The sequence below is a fragment of the Rubrivirga aquatilis genome (assembly GCF_046845665.1).
Lineage (GTDB): Bacteria > Bacteroidota > Rhodothermia > Rhodothermales > Rubricoccaceae > Rubrivirga.
The window spans coordinates 3,572,889-3,589,638 of record NZ_CP177355.1 but is presented as its reverse complement, the minus strand read 5'-3'; the positions used below and the strand labels follow the sequence as shown (position 1 = coordinate 3,589,638).

Below are 16,750 nucleotides of genomic sequence, written 5' to 3'. Positions count from 1 at the left end.
CTTGGAGCAGTGGGAAAGGTGGAAGCGCTTGCGGGAGGCGGAGGCCCGGGTGGCCCCGGGCCAGCGCTAGGGCATCTCGTGGACGGTAACGTAGGCCTCGACCGCGTAACACTCGGGCAGCCCGAGCGCGTCTAGCGCGTGGGCCGTCTCGGTGTTGCGGTCGCGGGCACGCTCCCAAAACTCTCGGTCGTCGTAGGCGCCGGGGAACAGGGCCCGGTCCTTTTGTGACTCGTGCTTGTAGATGGCCTCGATCTTGAGATCGAGGGCCTCCTTCGAGAGCGGCAGGAACACGTCCGCACGGTCGATCTCCCACTCCTGCCAGGCCCCGCGGTAGAGCCAGACGAGCGGGCGGGGGTCGACGGGCGGGTCGGACTTGCGTCGCCGGCCCTTTTTCGGGGGGGCGCCGTCGCCACTGGCCGGGGCCTCCGCAGTGAGGCTGTCGCCGTACTGGCGGACCGCCTGGTCGATGGCGGTGTAGCACATCCGGTGCGTGCCGTGGGGGTCCGAGAGGTCCCCGGCCACGAACAGGTGCGTCGCGCCGGTCTCCTCGAGGAGGTCGCGCACGATCTTGACGTCGGCCGGCCCGATGGGGTCCTTCTTGACGCGGCCCGTCTTGTAGAACGGCATGTCGAGGAAGCGGGCGTGCTCGGCGCCGAGCCCCATCACCTCGATGGCCGCGATGGCCTCGGTGTAGCGGATGTAGGCCTTCAGCTTCTGGACGTCGTCGGTGTCGACGGTCGCCGGCTTCTTCTTGTCGAGGTCCCGGCGGATCGCCTCAATCTTGTCGCGCAAGCCGTCCTCGGAGCCCGGGAGCAGCACGTCGTGCGTCATCTCGACGAAGCGGAGGTGCCGCCGGACGTCCTGATCAAACACGGCGACCGAGCCGTTGGTCATGTAGGCCACGGTCACATCGTTGCCGTTGCGGACGAGCGCGTGGAGCATCCCGCCCATCGAGATCACGTCGTCGTCCGGGTGCGGGCTAAACACGATGACCTTCTCCTTCTTGGGGAGCCGGTCGTGCGAGACGACCCGCTGGCGCAGGTCCTCAAAAACCCGCTGGCAGAGGTCGTCGACGCCGCCCGAGACGTGGATGAGGTCGTGGAGCTGGTGCGTGTGGAAGTCGCTCGCGTCGAGGCGCAGGATGGCCTTGCCGGTCTCCTTCGAGAGCCAGATCACGGCGCGCTTGGCGGCCTCGGGCGTCCAGTCCACGCGGCGGACGAGCCACGGCGTCTTCTCTCGTGTGAGCTCGCCGGCCGCCGCGCGGTCCACGTAGAACGTTGCGTTGTTGTGGAGCTGGAGGTAGGTCGCCGAGACCTGCGAGCTCGGCTCCTCCTCGACGGCTTGGCGCACGATGGGCGCCTTGTGCTCGCCGGTCGCGATCAGGATGATCTCTCGGGCGTCGAGGATGGTCCCGACACCCATCGTGATGGCCTCGCGGGGGACGTACTTCTCCTCGAAGAAGTCGGAGGCGGCGTCCTTTCGGGTGATCTCGTCGAGGACGATGAGCCGGCTCCGGTCGTCGGGCGTCGAGCCGGGCTCGTTGAACCCGATGTGGCCGCTCCGGCCGATCCCGAGGAGGAGCAGGTCGATCCCGCCCATCTTTTGGATCCGCCGCTCGTACTCGGCGGCGTGGGCCTCGACCTCGTCCGCCGGGAGGTCGCCGCGGGGGATGTGGATGTTCTCCCGCGGCACGTTGACGTGCTGGAAGAAGTTCTCTTCCATGAACCGGTGATAGCTCTGGATGCTATCCGGCGCCATCGGGTAGTACTCGTCGATGTTGAACGTGATGACGTTCGAAAAATCGAGCCCTTCTTCCCGGTGCATCCGGATGAGCTCCTGGTAGACCCCGATGGGGGTGGAGCCGGTGGGCAGGCCGAGCACGGCGGTGTCGCCGGCGGCTCGTTTGGCCTCGATGAGGGTGCCGATCTGGCGGGCGGCTTGCCGGGCAAGCCCGGTGGAGTCGTCAAAGATCAGGACCGGCACGCGCTCGGCGCTGTGGGCGGTCCAGGGCTGACGGCCAAAAGGGGAGTCCGAAGCGGACCGGGCACGGGACATCGTGCCGACGAAGGAGGACATGGGCGGGGGGCCTACGTGTGGCCTGATGCCTCTGGACTGCCGCCCGGACGGACCTGGACGGCCCCATCCCGAGAGGCGTTGCGCGGCAGGCAGGCTCTGGAAGAATGGAGCCCACAGTCTACACGCAGGCGGCCGGCCGGCGGCAGTTATTTTTGAAGCCGGCGTGATTGAAGTGGCGTGGGGCCAGAAAGCTGCGGTAGGCCTGATAGGCGTTAGGTTTGTCGTCATCGGTTGCTTTCCGTACTGAATCGAGTGGCATGGAGCCGGGCCTGTTTGGATCCCGTAGGCCGCGGGGTGCCGAGTGTGGGTCCGCAGACGACTCCGCAACCCCTGGCTGTAGGGGCCGTACAGCGCGTCGACACCCCCCATTGAGGCCATGCCAAGCTCCGTCCCCCACACCGGCCCCTACGACTCCGACTTCGACGACGACCGCTTCGACGAGCTCAGCGCGGACGTCGTCCCGTACGACCCCGACCCCGAGGAGCGCTCGCTCGCGCTGATGGCCCACCTGGCGGCATATTTCGGACTCATCGTTCCCTTCGGCAGTCTGCTCGGCCCAGGGCTGATCTACTGGCTCAAGCGCGACGAGTCCGCGTTCGTCGAGGACCAGGCGCGCGAGGCGCTCAACTTCCAGTTCACGATCGGCCTCGCCGCGATCGTCTCGGGCTTCCTCTCCATGATCGTGATCGGCATTCCGATGCTAATCGCCGTGATCGGGTGGTGGTTCGTGGGTACGGCCTACGGCGCCATCCGCGCCAACGAGGGGGAGTGGTACCGGCACCCCCGGATTTGGCGGCCCATGCAGGGCTAGCCGGCTCGGATCAGACGCCGCGCGGTCGGGGTAGGGAGGGACGCCCCTCTCCTCCGACCGCGTGCTCGTTTCCGACCTCCCAACCCCCGCGCTCCTTGTCGACCGCGCTCGGCTCCACGCCAACCTCGACGCGATGGCGGCCCGCGCCGACGCCCAGAGCGTCGCGCTTCGGCCCCACGTCAAGACGCACAAGAGCCCGGCTATCGCCACGATGCAGGTGGACCGGGGCGCGCGCGGCCTGACCGTCGCGACCGTCGACGAGGCCGAAGCCTTCGCCGAGACGGGCTTCCAGGACATCCGGCTGGCGTCCCCCGTCGTGGGCCCGACCAAGCTCGACCGGCTGGCGGCGCTTGCGAGCACGGGCACCCGCATCTCGTTCACCGTCGACTCGGCGCGCGGCGTCGCGCTCGCGTCCGCCGCGTTCTCGGCCGCTGGCGCCAGCGCGGAGGTTCTGTTGGAAGTCGACGGCGGCTACGGGCGCTGCGGCGTCGCCTACGACGACCTACCGCTGGCGATCGACATTGCCGGGCGGGCGGCTGCCGCCGATGGCCTGAGGCTGGTCGGCGTCTTGTCGCACGGCGGCGACGCCTACGCGGCAGATGGCGACGACGCGCGCCGCTTGGCGATGGACACCGAGCGCGACCGGACGCTGACGGCCGCCCAAGCGCTCGTCGACGCCGGCCTGCTCGACGCGGCGACGGCCGAGGTCTCCGTCGGCTCGACGCCCGGGGCGACGGTGTTCACGAACGCTCCGGAGGGCGGCTTGCGGGTCACCGAGATCCGGCCCGGCACGTATGCGCTGATGGACCGGATGCAAGTCGCCCTCGGTGCCGCGAGCCTGCTGGACTGCGCGCTGGTCTGCGTCTCGACGGTCGTCTCGAAAAAGCGGTTCGACGACGGGACAGAGAGGGTCATCACCGACGCCGGCAAGAAGGCGCTCACCTCGGACCTCGCACCCGGCATGGACACGTTCGGCGAGGTCCTCTACAGCCCCCGCACCATGATCGCGCACCCGCACGCCGTCGTCTCGGCGCTGAGCGAGGAGCACGGCTGGGTCGACACCCCGGGCGGTGCGATCTGGGACGTGGCGGACCCCGTGTTCGTGGTCCCGAACCACGCTTGCGTCGCCGTCGCCACGCGGCGGCAGCTCTACCTCGTCGACGGCGACGAGGTGGTCGAGACGCTCGACGTGGTGGCGCGGTAGCGGTCGTCTCAGTCGGGCGCGGCCTCGGAAATGGAGGCCCGCATCCGTGAGGCTGTCGTTCCGCGCGGGTCGTAGTGAACGGTCAGTTGAGACGATGGCACGGGCCTGTCAAGGGGCTCTGGTACCGCTCCGATCGCTCCCATGACCTCCCTCAAGCCCATCCTGCTCTGCCTTGCTGCCATCGCTGCGTTTGCAGCCGCGAACGTGGTCTCGGTCACGACCGCGCCCGCTTCGCACACTCTCGAGATAGTGGCCGCGCGGTAGGCTCCTGGAGCGTCGGCGCAAGCAGGTTGGCGCCCGGTCCCCCGTATCTTGGCAGGACACTGCGAGAGACGACATGGCGGGCCACAACAAATGGTCGAAGATCAAGCGCAAGAAGGGGGCGGCCGACGCCAAGCGCTCGAAGGTCTGGGCGCGCATCACGCGCGACATCATGATGGCGGCGCGCGAGGGCGGAGGGTCGCCCGACATGAACGCCCGGCTGGGGCTGGCGGTCGACCAAGCAAAGGGCGCCAACATGCCCAAGGACAACATCGAGCGGGCCATCAAGCGGGGCACCGGCGAGATCGAGGGGGCCGACTACGAGGAGGGCACGTACGAGGGCTACGCGCCCGGCGGCGTCGCCGTCTTTATCGACACGCTGACCGACAACACGAACCGGACCGTCGCCGACCTCCGCTCGCTGTTCGTCAAGGCGGGTGGCAACCTGGGTTCGTCGGGCTCCGTCGCGTTCCTGTTCCAGCCGCAAGCCCACTTCGAGGTGCCGGCGGAGGGCGTCGAGGAGGACGATCTGTTTTTGCTCGTCGCCGATGCGGGCGCGTCCGACCTGCGCCGCGAGGAGGGTGAGGACGGCGAGGTGTTCGTGATCGAGGCGCCGCCGGACACGTTCGGCGCCGTCCAGGCCGCGCTCGCGGAGGCCGGCATCGAGCCGTCCGAGGCCTCGCTCGTGCGCATTCCCACGACCACGACCGAGCTGGCGCCCGAGGACGCGGCCAAGGTCCTCCGCCTGCTCGACCAGCTCGACGACCACGACGACGTCCAGGCCGTCTTCTCGACGCTCCACGTCGACGACGCCGCGCTCGCCGAGTACGAGGGCTAGGACTCGGGGCCTCGTGCCCCGTCTCGCCGGCCCCTAGCCTCCCCTCCCATGATCGTCCTCGGCATCGACCCCGGCACGCGCACCGCCGGCTACGGCGTCGTCGAGGCGGGCGTGGGGCGACAGAAAGACCGCGCGCTCGCGTTCGGCACCATCGAATTGCCTGCCGACCTCGACCATGCGCTCCGGCTCCAGCGGATCTATGCCCGCATCATCGAGCTGATCGACGAGTTCCACCCAGACGAGGCGGCCGTCGAGGTCCCGTTTCTGGGCCAGAACGTCGACACGCTGCGCAAGCTGGTCCGCGTGGAGGCGACCGTCATGCTGGCGGCGATGCACCGCGAGATTCCGGTCGTGCAGTACGCGCCGGCCGAGATCAAAAAGGCCGTCACCGGGAACGGGCGCGCGGCCAAAGAGCAGGTCGCCTTCATGGTCCGCGCTGAGCTGGGGCTGGCGGACTCCGGCAAGCTCGACGCGTCTGACGCGCTCGCGGCCGCCCTCTGCCACGCGCGCCGCGCGAACGCCGGACCCGCCGCAGGCGCCCCGAAGGACTGGGCCGCATTTATCAAAGCGAACCCCGGCCGCGTCCGCTGATGGCCGCCGTCCCCTTCCGCCTCGACACCGCCGCTGCCGCGCTCACCCGGACGCCCGCGGTGCTCCGCGCCCTGCTGGCGAGCCTCCCCGCCGACTGGCTCGACGCCGACGACGGCCCCGGCACGTGGACGCCCCGCCAAGTCGTCGCCCACCTCATCGACGGTGAGCGCACCGACTGGACCGTTCGCGCGAGGCGGATGCTGGCGGAGTCGAATCCCCAGTTCGTGCCCTACGACCGCGACGCCTCGCTCGCCGACGCCGACCGCCAGACGATCGCCGACCTGCTCGACGCCTTCGCCGACGCGCGCGCCGGGAACGTGACGTGGCTCCGCGCGACGGTGACGCCCGCCGACCTCGGCCGGACCGGCGTCCACCCTGGGTTCGGCGTCGTGACTCTGCGCCAGCTGCTGGCGACGTGGGTGGCCCACGACCACGGGCACATCGTCCAGATCGCGCGGACGCTGGCGCGGGCCTCCCGCGACGAGGTCGGCCCGTGGGCCGCGTACCTGTCCGTGATCGGCGCTACGTCGCGGTGACGTGGCCCCGTTCTTCGTCGCGCACGCGGACCACGTCGGCCACCTCGGCGGCGTCGAGTGCCCCGTCCGACATCGACACCGCCAGCTCGGCGATGCGCTCGGCCTTGCGGGGCGTCTGGGTCCACTCCGGGTGCGCCGTCTCGATCAGCGACACCAGGATCCGGACGTAGGGGAAGCGGGCGGCGGGCGTGTCGAGCGCGGCGGCGGACTCCGCCAGCAACTGGGCGTTGCGGCCGACCTGGCGGTCGAGGATGCGGCGGGCGTACGACATATGAGGGGCAGGGGAGAGGGGCGTCCCGGACGGGGTCGGCGCCTATACTACCGGCGCCCCACCGCAGTTCGGTGGGGCCGATGCCCATGCCCGCTCCTCGCCCCGCGTTCCCCAACCCGCGCCCGCCGTATCGGCTGGAGCTGTTGCCGGTCGTGCCGCCGTTCTACCGGCGCGCCCGGGCGTCGGCAGTGCAGGCGGGCGAGCTGGTCTACTACGGCCCGGCCCCCGCCTTCTACGGCATCGGCGAGGTGGTCTCACAGACCGAGGAGCACGTGCTCGTCGACTTCCGGGGGACCGGCCAGCTTGGCGTCCACAAGGAGGCGCTGGAGCCGCAGTACGTCCTGCCGATCCCGGACGACCGCGTGGCGCTGATCTGAGCGGACCGCAACGATCGGCGGCGGCCGACGTCTCCGAGGCCTCCCCCCGACTGTATGCGCCTGGCTTTCCTAATCGTCGTCGCGCTGTGCGCGTCCGTCGCCGCCCAATCCGCCCAATCCGCCCACCCGCTGATCGAGCGGATCGAGACGGGCCTCGTGCCGTCGCTGCTTATCGAGAACGAGCCGCGCGAGCCGGTCGGCATCGGGGCGCGGATGGCGCAGCTCGGCGTGCCCGGCGCGAGCCTCGCCTTCGTCGAGGGCGGCGAGGTCGTGTGGGCGCGCGCGTACGGGCTGGCGCACGTCGCGACCGGGACCGCCGCCACGCCCGAGACGCGGTTCCAGGCCGCCTCCCTCAGCAAGCCCATCGCCGCGACCGCCGCGCTCGACCTCGTGGACGACGGCCGGCTGGCGCTCGACGCCGACGTGAACAGGGCCCTGGCCTCGTGGCGCGTCCCCGACTCCCCGCTCACCGCCGACGCGCCGGTGACGCTGCGCGGCCTGCTGACGCACACGGCGGGGCTCAGCGTCCACGGCTTCTCCGGCTACGGGCCGGGCGAGACCGTTCCGACCACGGCGGGCGTCTTGCGCGGCGACGGCAACTCCGAGGCGGTCCGGGTGGCACAGACGCCGCGCACGGCGTACCGGTACTCCGGCGGCGGCTACACGGTCGCCCAGCTGATGATCGAGGACGTCACCGGCCAGCCCTTCGCCGACGTGCTGAGGACGCGCGTGCTGGCGCCGCTCGGGATGCGGCACAGCACGGCCGCCATGCGGCTCCCCCAGGCCGTCCGCTCGCTCGCTGCGACCGGCTACCGGCCCGACGGCACGCCGGTCGACGGCCGCTTCCACACGTACCCCGAGCAGGCCGCCGCCGGGCTGTGGACCACGCCGACCGACCTCGCGCGCTGGCTCCTCGCCATTCAGCGCTCGCTCGCGGGCGAGCCGCACCCCGTGCTCGATGCCCAGACGGTCCGCCAGATGGTGATGCCCGACCCCGTCGGCGGCCACGGGCTGGGCCCGGGCGTGCGCCCCGGCGGGGGCTTTTTCGGGCACAGCGGTGCGAACGAGGGCTTCCACGCCGTGATGACGGCCGAGACCGACGGCGGCCGGGCCATCGTCGTGATGACGAACTCGGACCTCGGGGGCGTGCTCGCGCACGAGGTCCTGATCACCGTCGCCGACCACCTCGGGTGGGACGAGCCGGGCCCGACGCGCAAGACGGTCGTGGCGCTGGCGGCCGCCGACCTCGGCCGCTTCGCAGGCCGCTATTGCGCGGTCGATCGGCCGGGGCTGGTGGTCACGATCCGCGTCGCGGGCGCGGATCTGGTCTTCGCGCGCGAGTGGGACGGCGGCGCGATCCGGCTGGCGCCCGAGTCGCCGACGGCCTTTTTCGACCGGCGGGACGCGACGGCGGTCGTCTTCGCCAGCTCCGAGGGCGATGCGTTCACGGTCGACGGGCTGCGCTTCGAGCGGATCGCCGCCGACTGAGCGCTACAGCCCGATCCGGGCGAAGACCTCCGGGCGCTCGTAGCGCGCCTCGAAAACGCCGCTGGCGGCGCCGCGCACCGACCGGCCCGGCGCGTCGAGCGACAGCCCTTCGGCGGTAAAGCGGTACGTCCCCGCCATGAAGCCGTAGCTGTCGAGCGAGGTGATCGCCAGCGTGCCGTCGACGCCCGCGAGCACGGCGCCGGTCGCGTCGAGCGGCTCGTCGGCGTCCTCGACCGCCGCGATCGTCGCGCCGAACGCGCGCGTCGGGTCGTCGTCGACGGCGTAGCCGCCCGGGCCCGGGACGCCGCCCCAGCGGCGGAACAGCACGTAGTCGTAGTCCTCGCGGTCGCTGTCGAACAAGTCGCCGACGAACAGGCCGAGCACGAACTCGGGCCCGTCGGCAGTCTCGATCACCGTGTAGACCGCCTCGCCCTCGACCGGCCGCGAGGCGTCGCCGACGGTGACGCGGCCGACGAACTCGCCCAGCAGGCTGTCCGTCGAGTCGCAGGCCGCGACGGTGAGGAGGAGGGCGGCGAAAACGAGGAGGCGCGGCATGGGCGTGGGGGAGAGGGCACGGCGCCGGGGGGAGAGAGTAACCTTCGGGCCGCCCGGCCGTTCCGGGCCATTGCCCGCGCCGTTCCCCCCGATCCCACCGTCGAATGAGTACCGCCCTCCGTCTCGAAAACGTGACCAAGCGCTACGGTCAAACGACGGCCGTCGACGGCGTCTCGTTCACCGCCGAGCCCGGCCGCCTGTTCGGGCTGCTCGGGCCGAACGGCGCCGGCAAGACGTCGACCATCCGCATGGTGACGTACATCACGACGCCCGACACCGGGACGATCGCGCTCGGCGGCGCGCCCGTCGGCCGCGCCTCGCAGGAGCGGATGGGCTACCTCCCCGAGGAGCGCGGGCTCTACCGCAAGCTGGAGGTCGGCGAGCAGCTCGTCTACCTCGCCCGCCTCAAGGGCATGGCCGAGGCCGACGCCAAGCGCTCCGTCGCGGGCTGGCTCGACCGCTTCGACGCGCGCTCGTGGGCGGGCAAGAAGACCGAGGAGCTGTCGAAGGGCATGCAGCAGAAGGTCCAGTTTATCGCCACGATGGTCCACGACCCGGACCTCATCATCTTGGACGAACCGTTCTCGGGCCTCGACCCCATCAACGCCGACCTGCTCGTCGAGGTGATCGGCGAGATGCGCGAACGGGGCAAGACGGTGCTCTTCGCCAGCCACCGCATGGAGTCGGTCGAGGCGCTGTGCGACGACATCTGCCTGATGGCGAACGGTCGCGTCGTGCTGTCGGGCGGCTTGCGCGAGGTCAAGCGCCGGTTCGGGCGCGACACCGTCTCCGTCCACTTTGTCGGCGATGGCGGGTGGCTGGCGCCGCTCGTGGCGGCCGACGCGGTCCGGGTGCTGAGCCAGAGCGACGGGCAGGTCTCGGTCCGGCTCGCCGGCGCGACGCCGCGCGAGGTGCTGGGCGCCGCGCACGCGGCCGTCGACGTGGACCGGTTCGAGGTCCACGAACCGCCGCTGGCGGACATCTTCCGCCAGGCCGTCCAGGGGGCGGGGATGGAGGGGCTCGGCGAGCCGACGCCGTCCGATGCCGTCGCTGCCTGACCCGACCGATCGCCCGTCTCTCTGCCTTCGTCCTCCGCTTCCCTGAGTTCGTGAACAAGACCCTTCTGATCGCCCAGAGCGAGTTTCTGCGGCGCGTCCGCTCCAAGCTGTTTATCGCCGCAACGCTGCTCGTGCCGTTCCTGGCCGTCGCCGCGCTCGCGCTGCCGCTGCTGGCGTTCGACGAGGACGAGGGCGCGCGGATCGTCGTCGTCGACGAGACCGGCCGGCTGGCGGACGACGTGGAGACGGCGCTCGGCGAGATGGCCATCGTGACCCGGAGCGGGGCGCCCCTCGACACGCTGCGCGCCCTCGTGCTGGCGGGCGACGTGGACGGGGCGCTCGTGCTTCCGGCGGGGATCGTGGCCGGCAGCCAAGACGCGCGGTACTACGCCAAGGGCGGGCTCGAGTCCGGGTCGTCGGTACGCTCGGCCGTGCGCGAGGCCGTCCGCCGCGAGCGGGCCCGCGTGGCGGGTGCCAGCGCCGACGCCGTGGCCGCCTTCGAGTCCGATGTGAGCGTCCGCCGCGTGACCGTCTCCGAAGACGGTGACGCCGCCGACGACGCGCTCGGCCGCTTCTTGCTGGCCAACTTCCTGAGCCTGCTGATCTACATCTCCATCCTGATCTACGGCATGATGGTGATGCGCGGGGTGATCGAGGAAAAGGCGAACCGGATCGTCGAGGTGATCGCGTCGAGCGTGCGGCCCTTCGAGCTGATGATGGGCAAGGTACTGGGGATCGGCGCGGTCGGGCTGGTGCAGCTCACCGCCTGGGCGGCGCTGATGGTGGGCCTCAGCCTGGCCGCCGGGCCTCTGTTCCTGGCACTCGCGCCCGACGTGGCCACGTCGCCTGCGGGCGGTGCCGACTTGCCGCTCGACCCCGCCCAGCTCTCCGGGATGTTCGCGCCCGGCCTGATGCTGGCGTTCGTGTTCTTCTTCCTTGGCGGCTACCTCCTCTACTCCAGCCTGTTCGCCGCCGTCGGCAGCGCCGTCGATCAGGAGGCCGACGCGCAGAGCCTCCAGATGCCGGTGATCCTGCCCATCATGCTGCCCATCCTGTTTTTGGGCCCCGTCGCCGCCAATCCCGACGGCCCGCTGGCGCTGTTCATGTCGCTCTTTCCCCTGACCTCGCCGATTCTGATGGTGGTACGGATGGCGGTGACCGACGTGCCCGCATGGCAGATCGGCCTGTCGTTCGTGTTGCTCGTCGCCGCGTTCGTCGGCGTCATCGCGCTAGCGGCGCGGATCTACCGCGTCGGGATCCTGATGTACGGCAAGAAGGCGACGCTCACCGACTTGTGGCGCTGGCTGCGGACGGCGTAGGGGGCATGGGGGACGGGGCGCGGGCAGGACCTTTCCCAAGGCACCCGTAGGGGCACGCGGGTGGCGTGCCCACCAGACTGGCGCAAGCCCCCGACCGCAAGCCGGGCGCTCGCGAACACGAGCCCGGCACGCGTCGCAATCCACATCGATCGGAAAGTGCGCCCGGCCCGGGCGCGCGCAGAGGGGTGCCCAGCACTCTGCCCGTTCCCCTCGCCCGTCCCCAACAGGCGTCGGATGTGGCGGAGTTGTCGCCGCCCGACGGTCACTCTGCGGCATCGCCTGAGCGCGAGACGATTCGGGGCGGGAGCGCCGTAGTGTCCGCCCGGCACGACAGCCGGCCCCCGCTCACTCCTTCCCCCCGAACCCTTGACGCATCTCTCCAGCCTCGCCCGCCGCGCGGGCCTCGCTCTCGTCCTCGGCCTCGGCGTGGCCGTCGCCGCTGACGCCCAGCCCGCCGCCCAGGCCCCCGCCCTCGACGCCCGCCTCGACCGGCTCGCGCAAGGCCTCTCCCTCGACGCCCGGCAGCAGGCCGCCCTCGACGCCGTCGCTGCGACGTACGCCGACGCCGACCGCGCCGACCTGTGGGCCGCCGCCGCCGAGGTGGCCAGTGTGCTCACCGACGAGCAGACCGCCCAGCTCCAGACCTACGCCCGAGGCCGCCGCGACGGCGCCCGATCGGCCCGTGGCGCTCGCGGAGTCCAGCGCGGCGCCGGGCGCGGCCGTGCCCGTCGGGGCACCCGCTCGGATCGCGGTGACCGAGCCGAGCGCACGCCGCTGACCGACGCCCAGCGCACGGCGCTCCGCACCATCCGTGAGGAGACCCGAACCCAGACCGAGGCGCTCGCGGACCAGTATCGCGCCGGCGACCTCTCGGCCGACCAGCTGACCGCTCGCGTCCGCCAGCTCCGCGCCGACGCCGTGACGCGGAGCGCCGCCCTGCTTCCCGCCGAGGCCGCCACGCGCTTGCGCGAGCGCGCCGCCCAGCGCGATGCCGAGTCCGACGCCCGCGACGCCGCGCTCGGCCTGACCGCTGCCCAGCGCCAAGCGATGGTCGCCCAGCGGACCGCTCGCCAGGGCCCTGACCTCCGCCCGTACCTCGACGATCAGGGCCGGCTCGACCGGCGCGCCCTGCGCGACGCCCAGCGCGAGCAGCGCACGGAGCGCGAACCCGTGCTGAGCGACGAACAGCGCGCCGTCGTGCTTATCCACGCTGCCATCGCAGGCCGTGGGGGCCGCCAGGGCCGTCACGACGGGCGTCGGCGGTAGCTCAACCGCTGTCCGCACGCCACGTGCGGGCCGTCCTTTGGGGGGCGGCCCGCGTTTCATGGGCGCTCCGCCGGCCGTGAGGGAATCCGCCCCCCGCCGGGCGCGTACGTTTCGTCGAGCCCCCCGCCCCTTCCCGCGCGCAGCGGATGCCCAGCATGTTCGGATTCAACAGCGGTTACGTCGAGGACCTCTACGCCCAGTACCGCCAGAACCCCGAGTCGGTCAGCGAGAGCTGGCGCGACTTTTTCGCCGACTTCGACCCCGGACCCGGCTACGCCGACAGCATCGGCGCCGACGCCTCGGAGTCGGACAAGAAGGCCACGATGCTCGCGCCTGAGCCCTCCGGGAACGGCGCCGCCCGTCCCGCCAGCGGCGACGGGGCCCCGGCGACCCCACCTCCGGCTGCCCCCCCGGCCCCGAGCGCACCGGCCCCGAGCGCACCGGCCCCGAGCGCTCCGGCCCCAGGTTCCGCTCCGGCCGAGTTGCCCGCCCGGCTGGCGGCCCCCACCGTGCCGCTCCCCGAGGGCGCCGGCGCCGCACCCATCAAGGGCGTCGGGCGGCGGATCGTGGAGAACATGGAGGCGAGCCTCACCATCCCGACGGCGACCTCCGTCCGCGAGATCGCGGTCAAGCTGCTGAGTGAGAACCGGCGCTTGATCAACCGCCACCAGCGGGCGACCGGAGGCAACAAGGTCTCGTTCACACACCTCATCGCGTACGCCATCATCCGCGCGATGGAGGCGGTCCCGTCGATGAAGGCGGCGTTCCGCGAGGAGGCGGGTGTCGGCGAGCGGATCGAGCCGGCGACGACGCGGTTCGGGCTGGCGATCGACGTCGAAAAGCGCGGGCGGCGGTCGCTCCTCGTGCCCAACGTCAAAGACGCCGGCTCGCTGTCGTTCGGCGGGTTCCTCAAGGGCTACAACGACATCGTCCGCCGCGCCCGCGACGGTGCCCTCGACCTCGACGATTTTGCAGGCACGACCGCGACGCTGACCAACCCCGGTGGGATCGGGACCCAGCTCAGCGTCCCGCGCCTGATGCCGGGCCAGAGCGTCATCATCGCCGTCGGCTCCATCGGCTTCCCGCCCGAGTACGCGGGCATGGACCCCGGCGAGGTCTCCCGCCTCGGGCTCAGCCCCGTCATGACGATGACGAGCACGTACGACCACCGCGTGATCCAGGGCGCCGAGTCGGGCGAGTTCCTCAATCACATCGCGGACCTCCTGCAGGGCGGCCACGGGTTCTACGACGAGGTCTTCCAGAGCCTCGGCCTGCACACGCCCCCGTTCCGCACCGGCGCCGACTCGACCCCGTCGCTCGGTAAGTCGGCGCTCGGCGACGGTGGCCGGGCCTCGAAGGTCGAGAAGCAGGCGCGCGTCTACGAGCTCATCCGCGCCTACCGCGTGCGCGGCCACCTCTTGGCGGACACGAACCCGCTCGGCTACGAGCCCCGCAACCACACCGAGCTCGACCCCAGCAACTACGGCCTGACCGTCTGGGACCTCGACCGGGCGTTCTTCACCGGCGGCATGGCGGGCGTGGGCGGCGGGCTGGCGGGGAAAGGCAAGATGCCCCTCCGCGACATCCTCGACATCCTGTGGGACACGTACACCGGCCACGTCGGGAGCGAGTTCATGCACCTGTCGTCGCCCCAGGAGAAGCGCTGGCTCATCGAGCGGATCGAGCCGCAGAACTTCCGCGAGCCCATCGACACGGCCCGCAAAAAGCGCATCTTCGAGAAGCTCAACGAGGCCGAGGCCCTGGAGCAGTTCATCCACACCAAGTACATCGGCCACAAGCGGTTCTCGCTGGAAGGCGCCGAGACGATGATCCCCCTGCTCGATGCCGTCCTGAGCGACGCCGCGGACCAGGAGACCGAGGAGGTCGTGATCGGGATGGCCCACCGGGGGCGCCTCAACGTGCTCACGAACATCTTGGGCAAGCCCTACGACCGGGTCTTCGGCGAGTTCGAGGGGACCGCCGACCCCGACGCCGTCCACGGCTCGGGCGACGTGAAGTACCACCTTGGCCAGTACGGCACGCACACGTCGTCGGGCGGCGCGACGACCCGGCTGACGCTGGCGTCCAACCCGTCCCACCTCGAAGCCGTCAACCCGGTCGTCGAGGGGATGGTGCGGGCCAAGCAGCAGCGGATCGTCGAGGCCAACCCGGAGGCGAGCGAGAAGATGCTTCGTGACCGCGTGCTGCCGGTCCTGATCCACGGCGACGCCGCGTTCGCCGGGCAGGGCGTGGTCGCCGAGACGCTGAACCTGTCGCAATTGGAGGGCTACCGGACCGGCGGCACGATCCACCTGGTCGTCAACAACCAGATCGGGTTCACGACGCTCCCGATGCACAGCCGGTCGTCGGCCTATGCGACCGACATCGCTCGGATGATCCAGGCCCCGATCTTCCACGTCAACGGCGACGACCCCGAGGCCGCCGTCCGTGTGGCGCGGCTGGCGCTCGACTACCGCAACGTCTTCAACAAGGACGTGGTGATCGACATGGTCTGCTACCGGAAGTACGGCCACAACGAGGGCGACGAGCCGTCCTACACGCAGCCGCTGATGTACGCCGACATCGGCGGGCACCGGTCGGTCCGCAAGCTCTACCTGGAGCTGCTGCTCCGCCGCGGCGAGCTGACGCCCGAAGAGGCCGAGGCCATCCTGGACGACTTTAAGGGGATCCTGGACCGGGCCTTCGAGGAGACCAAGGACCTCGCGGAAAAGCGCCGCGACCTCGACCCGATCCCCGCGCCGGCCCCGGCCACGACGGGCGACGTGGAGACGGCCGCCAGCCGCGAGGCGCTCACCCACGTGATGGAAACGGTCGTCGGCCTGCCGGACGACTTCGCGGTCCACAAAAAGCTGGCGCGGCTCGTCGTCGACCGCCGCCGCAAGCAGTTCGAGGACGGCACCATCGACTGGGCCTTCGCCGAGGCGCTCGCCTTCGGGACCCTGCTGCTCGAGGACACGCCGGTCCGGCTCTCGGGCCAGGACTCCGGGCGCGGCACCTTCAGCCAGCGCCACGCCATCCTCTACGACCAGACCGACGGCTCGCGCTACATCCCGCTCAATCACCTGTCCGACGGGGGCCCCGGCAACGGGCAGGCCCGGTTCCAGGTCTACGACTCGCTCCTCAGCGAGTACGCCGCGCTCGGCTTTGAGTACGGCTACACCGTCTCCGACGCGAGCGCGCTGGTGCTGTGGGAGGGCCAGTTCGGCGACTTCGTCAACGGGGCCCAGATCATGATCGACCAGTTCATCACGGCGGCCGAGGCCAAGTGGGGCCAGACGTCGTCGCTCGTGATGCTGCTCCCGCACGGCTACGAGGGCCAGGGCCCCGAGCACTCGTCGGGACGGCTGGAGCGGTTCCTGCAGGCGTGCGCCGAGGACAACATCATCGTCGCCAACTACTCGACGCCGGCCAACTACTTCCACGCGCTACGGCGGCAGGTCCTGCGCGAGCACAAGAAGCCGCTCATCATCATGACGCCGAAGTCGCTGCTGCGCCACCCGCAAGCGGTCTCGTCCGTCGACGACCTGGCGGACGGCGGCTACCAGCCGTTTGTCGCGGGCGACCAGCCCGGCGCGGACCGGTTGGTGATCTGCTCTGGCAAGGTGGTCTACGACGTGCTCAAGGCGCGCGAGGCGCTCGACGACCCGTCCTCGGTGTCCGTCGCCCGGCTGGAGCAGTTCTACCCGTTCCCCGACGACGCCGTCCGCGAGGAGCTGGCGCGGTTCGCCGGCAAGCCCGTGGTATGGCTCCAGGAGGAGCCGGCCAACATGGGCGCGTGGACGTTCGTCCGCCCCCGCCTGGACGACCTGCTGGCGGAGGTCGGCGGGGAGACGGCGCGCGTGGCGTACGCGGGCCGCACGGCCGCCGCGAGCCCGGCGACGGGCTCGGCCAAGGTCCACGCCGCCGAGCAGGAGCGCCTCCTGCGCGCCGCCCTCGGGCTCGATGACTGAGCCTGGCCACGTTGACCGCTCGGTCCTCTCGGTCGCCGACTCCCACGAGGCGGCGGCCGAGGCCGACCGAGCCTTCTGGTGGGCGCAGACACCCGAGATGCGGCTCCAGACCATCCGGCACCTTCGCG

The 16,750-nt window shown here is 71.3% G+C and carries 14 protein-coding genes; 11 read left to right on the top strand and 3 right to left on the bottom strand.

Annotated elements, in window-relative coordinates:
- Positions 1 to 66: 66 nt before the first annotated feature.
- Entirely contained in the window at positions 67 to 2,076 is a 2,010-nt protein-coding gene (gene nagB / locus ACLII4_RS15960) for a glucosamine-6-phosphate deaminase (RefSeq protein ID WP_412068384.1), read from the bottom strand.
- A gap of 376 nt (positions 2,077 to 2,452) precedes the next feature.
- On the opposite strand from nagB, the gene ACLII4_RS15955 reads away from it, so the two are divergent.
- The 5 genes from ACLII4_RS15955 to ACLII4_RS15935 all read left to right on the top strand — a co-directional run bounded on the left by ACLII4_RS15955 (position 2,453) and on the right by ACLII4_RS15935 (position 6,317).
- A complete protein-coding gene (locus tag ACLII4_RS15955) occupies positions 2,453 to 2,887 on the top strand; it encodes a DUF4870 domain-containing protein (RefSeq protein WP_412068383.1) in 435 nt (144 codons plus the stop codon).
- 61 nt (positions 2,888 to 2,948) lie between these two features.
- Positions 2,949 to 4,091: an alanine racemase gene (locus tag ACLII4_RS15950; protein ID WP_412068382.1), complete on the top strand. Its 1,143-nt coding sequence runs from the start codon at positions 2,949 to 2,951 to the stop codon at positions 4,089 to 4,091.
- Positions 4,092 to 4,428: 337 nt separating this feature from the next.
- Positions 4,429 to 5,190, top strand: a complete 762-nt coding sequence (locus tag ACLII4_RS15945) for a YebC/PmpR family DNA-binding transcriptional regulator (protein ID WP_412068381.1) — start codon at positions 4,429 to 4,431, stop codon at positions 5,188 to 5,190.
- Positions 5,191 to 5,238: 48 nt separating this feature from the next.
- On the top strand, positions 5,239 to 5,781 hold the full coding sequence (gene ruvC, locus ACLII4_RS15940; protein WP_412068380.1) for a crossover junction endodeoxyribonuclease RuvC: 543 nt from the start codon (positions 5,239 to 5,241) through the stop codon (positions 5,779 to 5,781).
- Positions 5,781 to 6,317 (top strand): DinB family protein, encoded by a 537-nt coding sequence (locus ACLII4_RS15935; RefSeq protein WP_412068379.1) that lies wholly within the window; start codon positions 5,781 to 5,783, stop codon positions 6,315 to 6,317. The genes ruvC and ACLII4_RS15935 overlap by 1 nt, the downstream gene beginning before the upstream one ends.
- Here the strand turns inward: ACLII4_RS15935 and ACLII4_RS15930 are convergent.
- Positions 6,304 to 6,588, bottom strand: a complete 285-nt coding sequence (locus tag ACLII4_RS15930) for a DUF4290 domain-containing protein (RefSeq protein WP_412068378.1) — start codon at positions 6,586 to 6,588, stop codon at positions 6,304 to 6,306. The genes ACLII4_RS15935 and ACLII4_RS15930 overlap by 14 nt on opposite strands.
- A gap of 86 nt (positions 6,589 to 6,674) precedes the next feature.
- Between ACLII4_RS15930 and ACLII4_RS15925 the strand changes: the two genes are divergently transcribed.
- Both ACLII4_RS15925 and ACLII4_RS15920 read left to right on the top strand, forming a co-directional pair.
- The gene (locus ACLII4_RS15925; protein ID WP_412060488.1) at positions 6,675 to 6,965 is read left to right on the top strand and encodes a hypothetical protein; all 291 of its coding nucleotides are present in this window, start codon (positions 6,675 to 6,677) and stop codon (positions 6,963 to 6,965) included.
- A gap of 54 nt (positions 6,966 to 7,019) precedes the next feature.
- Positions 7,020 to 8,453 (top strand): serine hydrolase domain-containing protein, encoded by a 1,434-nt coding sequence (locus ACLII4_RS15920; protein WP_412068377.1) that lies wholly within the window; start codon positions 7,020 to 7,022, stop codon positions 8,451 to 8,453.
- A gap of 3 nt (positions 8,454 to 8,456) precedes the next feature.
- Here the strand turns inward: ACLII4_RS15920 and ACLII4_RS15915 are convergent, their stop codons facing one another.
- Positions 8,457 to 9,008 carry a hypothetical protein gene (locus tag ACLII4_RS15915; RefSeq protein ID WP_412068376.1) on the bottom strand — a complete coding sequence of 184 codons (552 nt, stop codon included), beginning with the start codon at positions 9,006 to 9,008 and terminating at the stop codon, positions 8,457 to 8,459.
- Positions 9,009 to 9,112: 104 nt separating this feature from the next.
- On the opposite strand from ACLII4_RS15915, the gene ACLII4_RS15910 reads away from it, so the two are divergent.
- The 4 genes from ACLII4_RS15910 to ACLII4_RS15895 all read left to right on the top strand — a co-directional run bounded on the left by ACLII4_RS15910 (position 9,113) and on the right by ACLII4_RS15895 (position 16,622).
- A complete protein-coding gene (locus ACLII4_RS15910; RefSeq protein ID WP_412068375.1) occupies positions 9,113 to 10,066 on the top strand; it encodes an ABC transporter ATP-binding protein in 954 nt (317 codons plus the stop codon).
- 50 nt (positions 10,067 to 10,116) lie between these two features.
- The gene (locus tag ACLII4_RS15905) at positions 10,117 to 11,385 is read left to right on the top strand and encodes an ABC transporter permease (RefSeq protein ID WP_412068374.1); all 1,269 of its coding nucleotides are present in this window, start codon (positions 10,117 to 10,119) and stop codon (positions 11,383 to 11,385) included.
- A 366-nt stretch (positions 11,386 to 11,751) separates the two neighbouring features.
- Positions 11,752 to 12,651, top strand: coding sequence for a hypothetical protein (locus ACLII4_RS15900; RefSeq protein ID WP_412068373.1), 900 nt, complete (start codon positions 11,752 to 11,754; stop codon positions 12,649 to 12,651).
- A 146-nt stretch (positions 12,652 to 12,797) separates the two neighbouring features.
- The gene (locus ACLII4_RS15895; RefSeq protein ID WP_412068372.1) at positions 12,798 to 16,622 is read left to right on the top strand and encodes a multifunctional oxoglutarate decarboxylase/oxoglutarate dehydrogenase thiamine pyrophosphate-binding subunit/dihydrolipoyllysine-residue succinyltransferase subunit; all 3,825 of its coding nucleotides are present in this window, start codon (positions 12,798 to 12,800) and stop codon (positions 16,620 to 16,622) included.
- The last annotated feature ends 128 nt before the right edge of the window (positions 16,623 to 16,750 follow it).

What these genes read in the sequence shown, in the direction of transcription:
- nagB (WP_412068384.1), bottom strand. Translation starts at nt 2,076, where the DNA reads ATGTCCTCCTTCGTCGGCACGATGTCCCGTGCCCGGTCCGCTTCGGAC.
- ACLII4_RS15955 (WP_412068383.1), top strand. Translation starts at nt 2,453, where the DNA reads ATGCCAAGCTCCGTCCCCCACACCGGCCCCTACGACTCCGACTTCGAC.
- ACLII4_RS15945 (WP_412068381.1), top strand. Translation starts at nt 4,429, where the DNA reads ATGGCGGGCCACAACAAATGGTCGAAGATCAAGCGCAAGAAGGGGGCG.
- ruvC (WP_412068380.1), top strand. Translation starts at nt 5,239, where the DNA reads ATGATCGTCCTCGGCATCGACCCCGGCACGCGCACCGCCGGCTACGGC.
- ACLII4_RS15935 (WP_412068379.1), top strand. Translation starts at nt 5,781, where the DNA reads ATGGCCGCCGTCCCCTTCCGCCTCGACACCGCCGCTGCCGCGCTCACC.
- ACLII4_RS15930 (WP_412068378.1), bottom strand. Translation starts at nt 6,588, where the DNA reads ATGTCGTACGCCCGCCGCATCCTCGACCGCCAGGTCGGCCGCAACGCC.
- ACLII4_RS15925 (WP_412060488.1), top strand. Translation starts at nt 6,675, where the DNA reads ATGCCCGCTCCTCGCCCCGCGTTCCCCAACCCGCGCCCGCCGTATCGG.
- ACLII4_RS15920 (WP_412068377.1), top strand. Translation starts at nt 7,020, where the DNA reads ATGCGCCTGGCTTTCCTAATCGTCGTCGCGCTGTGCGCGTCCGTCGCC.
- ACLII4_RS15915 (WP_412068376.1), bottom strand. Translation starts at nt 9,008, where the DNA reads ATGCCGCGCCTCCTCGTTTTCGCCGCCCTCCTCCTCACCGTCGCGGCC.
- ACLII4_RS15910 (WP_412068375.1), top strand. Translation starts at nt 9,113, where the DNA reads ATGAGTACCGCCCTCCGTCTCGAAAACGTGACCAAGCGCTACGGTCAA.
- ACLII4_RS15895 (WP_412068372.1), top strand. Translation starts at nt 12,798, where the DNA reads ATGCCCAGCATGTTCGGATTCAACAGCGGTTACGTCGAGGACCTCTAC.